Below are 3,439 nucleotides of genomic sequence, written 5' to 3'. Positions count from 1 at the left end.
CAGCTCGCGGCGGACGCTCGGCACGTCACCGGTGCCCAGCCGGACGTCGAGCTGTGCGGCGAGGGCGTCCAGCACCCGGCCGTCGGTCATCGCGGCGGTGTTCAGCACCGCCTCGAAGGTACGCAGCCGGCCCTCCCAGTCCAGGAAGCTGCCGGCCTTCTCGACCACCGGGGCGACCGGGAGGACCACGTCCGCCCGGCGGGCCACCGCCGAGTTGCGCAGCTCCAGGCTGACCAGGAACGGCACCGCGTCGAGGGCCTGCTCGGCCAGGCGCGGGTCGGCCAGGTCGGCCGGGTCCACCCCGGCCACCACCAGGGCGCCGAGCTGGCCGTTGGCGGCCGCCGCGACGATCTGGTCGGTGTCCCGCCCGGCCTGGCTGGGGATCACCCCGGCCGGGATGTCCCAGGTCTCGCCGAGCTCGGCCCGGGCGGCCGGCTCGGTGACCGGACGCCCACCGGGCAGCAGGTTGGGCAGGCAGCCCGCGTCGACCGCGCCGCGGTCACCCGCGCGCCGCGGCACCCAGGCCAGCTTCGCCCCGGTACGCCGGGCCACGTCCGCCGCGGCGGAGAGCGCGCCCGGCACGGTGGCCAGCCGCTCGCCGACGAAGAGGATGGCGCCCTCGGCGCTGAGCGCCTCGGTCACCGTGTCGTGCTCGGCGAGCACGCTCGCCTCCTCGCCCGGCACCACCCGGGCCAGCTTGGCCCCGAGCTTCTCCAGGCCACGGGTGGCGAACGGGGCGATCGCGTAGACCGTCAGCTTCTTCTTCAGGTACGCCTTGCGCAGCCGCAGGAAGAGGATCGGGCACTCCTCCTCCGGCTCCAGGCCGACCAGCACCACCGCGGGCGCCTTCTCCACGTCGGCGTAGGTCACCTCGGTGGCCCCGGCGACCGTGCTGGCCAGGAAGTCGGCCTCCTCGCGGGAGACCGGCCGGGCCCGGAAGTCGATGTCGTTGGTGTGCAGCGCGACCCGGGCGAACTTCGCGTACGCGTAGGCGTCCTCGACGGTCAGTCGGCCGCCGGTCAGCACCGCGGTGCCCCGGCCGGAGTCCCGGGCGTCGCGCAGCCCCTCGGCGGCCCGGGTCAGCGCCTCGCTCCAGGACGCCTCGCGCAGCTCACCGGTGCGCTCGTCGCGGACCAGCGGGGTGTTGAGCCGGTCGAAGGCGCGGGTGTACTGGAAGCCCCACCGGCCCTTGTCGCAGTTCCACTCCTCGTTCACCGCCGGGTCGTCGCCGGCCAGCCGGCGCAGCACCTTGCCCCGCCGCCAGTCGGTGCGCTGGGCGCAACCGGCCGAGCAGTGCTCGCAGACGCTCGGGCTGGAGACCAGGTCGAACGGGCGGGCCCGGAACCGGTACTGCGCGCCGGTCAGCGCGCCCACGGGGCAGATCTGCACGGTGTTGCCGGAGAAGTAGGAGTTGAACGGCACGTCGCCGCTGTCGTCCCCGGACTCCGCGCCGTACGCGTCGTCCCGGTAGATGTTGATCTCCTCGGCGGACGACCGGCCCATCAGGTCGATGAACTTGTCGCCGGCGATCTCCTCGGAGAACCGGGTGCAGCGCTGGCAGAGCACGCAGCGCTCGCGGTCGAGCAGCACCTGGGTGCTGATCGGCATCGGCTTCTCGTACTCCCGCTTGTGCTCGTGGAACCGGGAGTCGGTGCGGCCGGTGGACATGGCCTGGTTCTGCAGCGGGCACTCGCCGCCCTTGTCGCACATCGGGCAGTCGAGGGGGTGGTTGAGCAGCAGCAGCTCCATGACCCCCTCCTGCGCCTTCTTGGCGACCGGGGAGGTGAGCTGGGTGCGTACCACCATGCCGTCGGCGACGGTCTGGGTGCAGGAGGCGACCGGCTTGCGCTGCCCCTCCACCTCGACCAGGCACTGCCGGCAGGCGCCGGCCGGGGCCAGCAGCGGGTGGTCGCAGAAGCGCGGGATCTCGGTGCCCAACTGCTCGGCGACCCGGATCAGCAGCGCCCCCTTGGGAGCGGTGACCTCGACGCCGTCGATGGTGAGCGTGACGGTGTCGGGGGCCTTTACGACGTCAGTCATCAGTGCGCTCCCACCAACTGCTTGTCCGACAGCTTCGGCGCGGTACGTCCCTCGATGTAGTCGAGGTAGTCCTGCTTGAAGTACTTCAGCGACGAGGTCACCGAGCTGGTCGCACCGTCACCGAGGCCGCAGAACGAACGGCCCAGGATGTTGTCGCAGGTGTCGAGCAGGGTGTCCAGGTCCTCGTGGGTGCCCTGACCGGCGAGGATCCGCCGGTAGACCCGGACCATCCAGTAGTTGCCCTCGCGGCACGGGGTGCACTTGCCGCACGACTCGTGGTGGTAGAACTCCAACCACCGGTAGGTCGCGTAGACCGGGCAGTCCTGGTCGGAGAAGATCTGGGTGGCCGTGGTGCCCAGGATCGAGCCGGCCGCCGCCACCCCCTCGAAGTCCAGCGGCACGTCCAGGTGCTCGGCGGTCAGCAGCGGCGTCGACGAGCCGCCCGGCGTCCAGAACCGCAGGTTGTGCCCGGGCTGCATGCCGCCGGCCAGCTCGATCAGCTCGCGCAGGGTGATCCCCATCGAGCACTCGAACTGGCCCGGGTTGGCGATCCGGCCGGAGAGCGAGTAGATCATCGGACCGGAGGACTTCTCCGTGCCCATGGTCTTCCACCAGTCCGCGCCGCCCAGCACGATGTACGGCACGCTGGCGATGGTGCCGACGTTGTTGACCACGGTCGGGCTGGCGTACAGGCCGTGGGTCGCCGGGAACGGCGGGCGCAGCCGGGGCTGGCCCCGGAAGCCCTCCAGCGAGTCCAGCAGCGCGGTCTCCTCACCGCAGATGTACGCCCCGGCGCCGGAGTGCACCACCAGGTCGAGGTCGAAGCCGGTGCCCTGGATGTTGCGCCCGAGGTAGCCCTTGGCGTACGCCTCCTGCACGGCGTTGCGCAGCCGGCGCGCGGCGTGCACCGCCTCGCCGCGGATGTAGATGTAGGCCCGGTTGGCCCGGATCGCGTACGACGCGATGATCACGCCTTCGACCAGCGAGTGCGGGTCGTGCGTCATCAGCGGCAGGTCCTTGCAGGTGCCCGGCTCGCCCTCGTCGGCGTTGACGACGAGGTAGTGCGGCTTGCCGTCGCCCTGCGGGATGAACCCCCACTTGAGACCGGTGGGGAAGCCGGCGCCGCCACGGCCGCGCAGGCCGGAGTCCTTGATCAGCTGGATCAGGTCGTCCGGGTGCGCCTTGAGCGCCTTGCGCAGCGCCGCGTAGCCGTCGAGCTTCTCGTAGGTACCGATCCGCCAGGCGTCCGGCGACAGCCAGCGCTTGGTGAGCACCGGCGTGAGCTTGGCCAGCGTCTCCGGCCGAGGCGTGGTCACTTCTGGCCCCCCGTTTCGCTCGCGACGGCGGGGCCGGCGTTGGCTCCCGCCTCCGCTTCCTTGAGGTTGCGCTGCTGCGCACC

General features: G+C 72.0%; 2 protein-coding genes. Both read right to left on the bottom strand.

Annotated features, from left to right (window positions below; translation table 11 throughout):
* On the bottom strand, positions 1-2,040 hold a 2,040-nt coding region (locus tag JNW89_RS31580; RefSeq protein WP_238451848.1), incomplete at its 3' end, for an NADH-quinone oxidoreductase subunit G.
* The gene (nuoF, locus tag JNW89_RS31575; RefSeq protein WP_179802750.1) at positions 2,040-3,356 is read right to left on the bottom strand and encodes an NADH-quinone oxidoreductase subunit NuoF; all 1,317 of its coding nucleotides are present in this window, start codon (positions 3,354-3,356) and stop codon (positions 2,040-2,042) included. The genes JNW89_RS31580 and nuoF, both read right to left, overlap by 1 nt.
* Between the last annotated feature and the right edge of the window lie 83 nt (positions 3,357-3,439).

It is taken from the genome of Micromonospora sp. 4G55 (assembly GCF_016803375.1).
The sequence above is the reverse complement of the archived record's forward strand: the minus strand, read 5'-3'. Positions and strand labels throughout refer to the sequence as shown.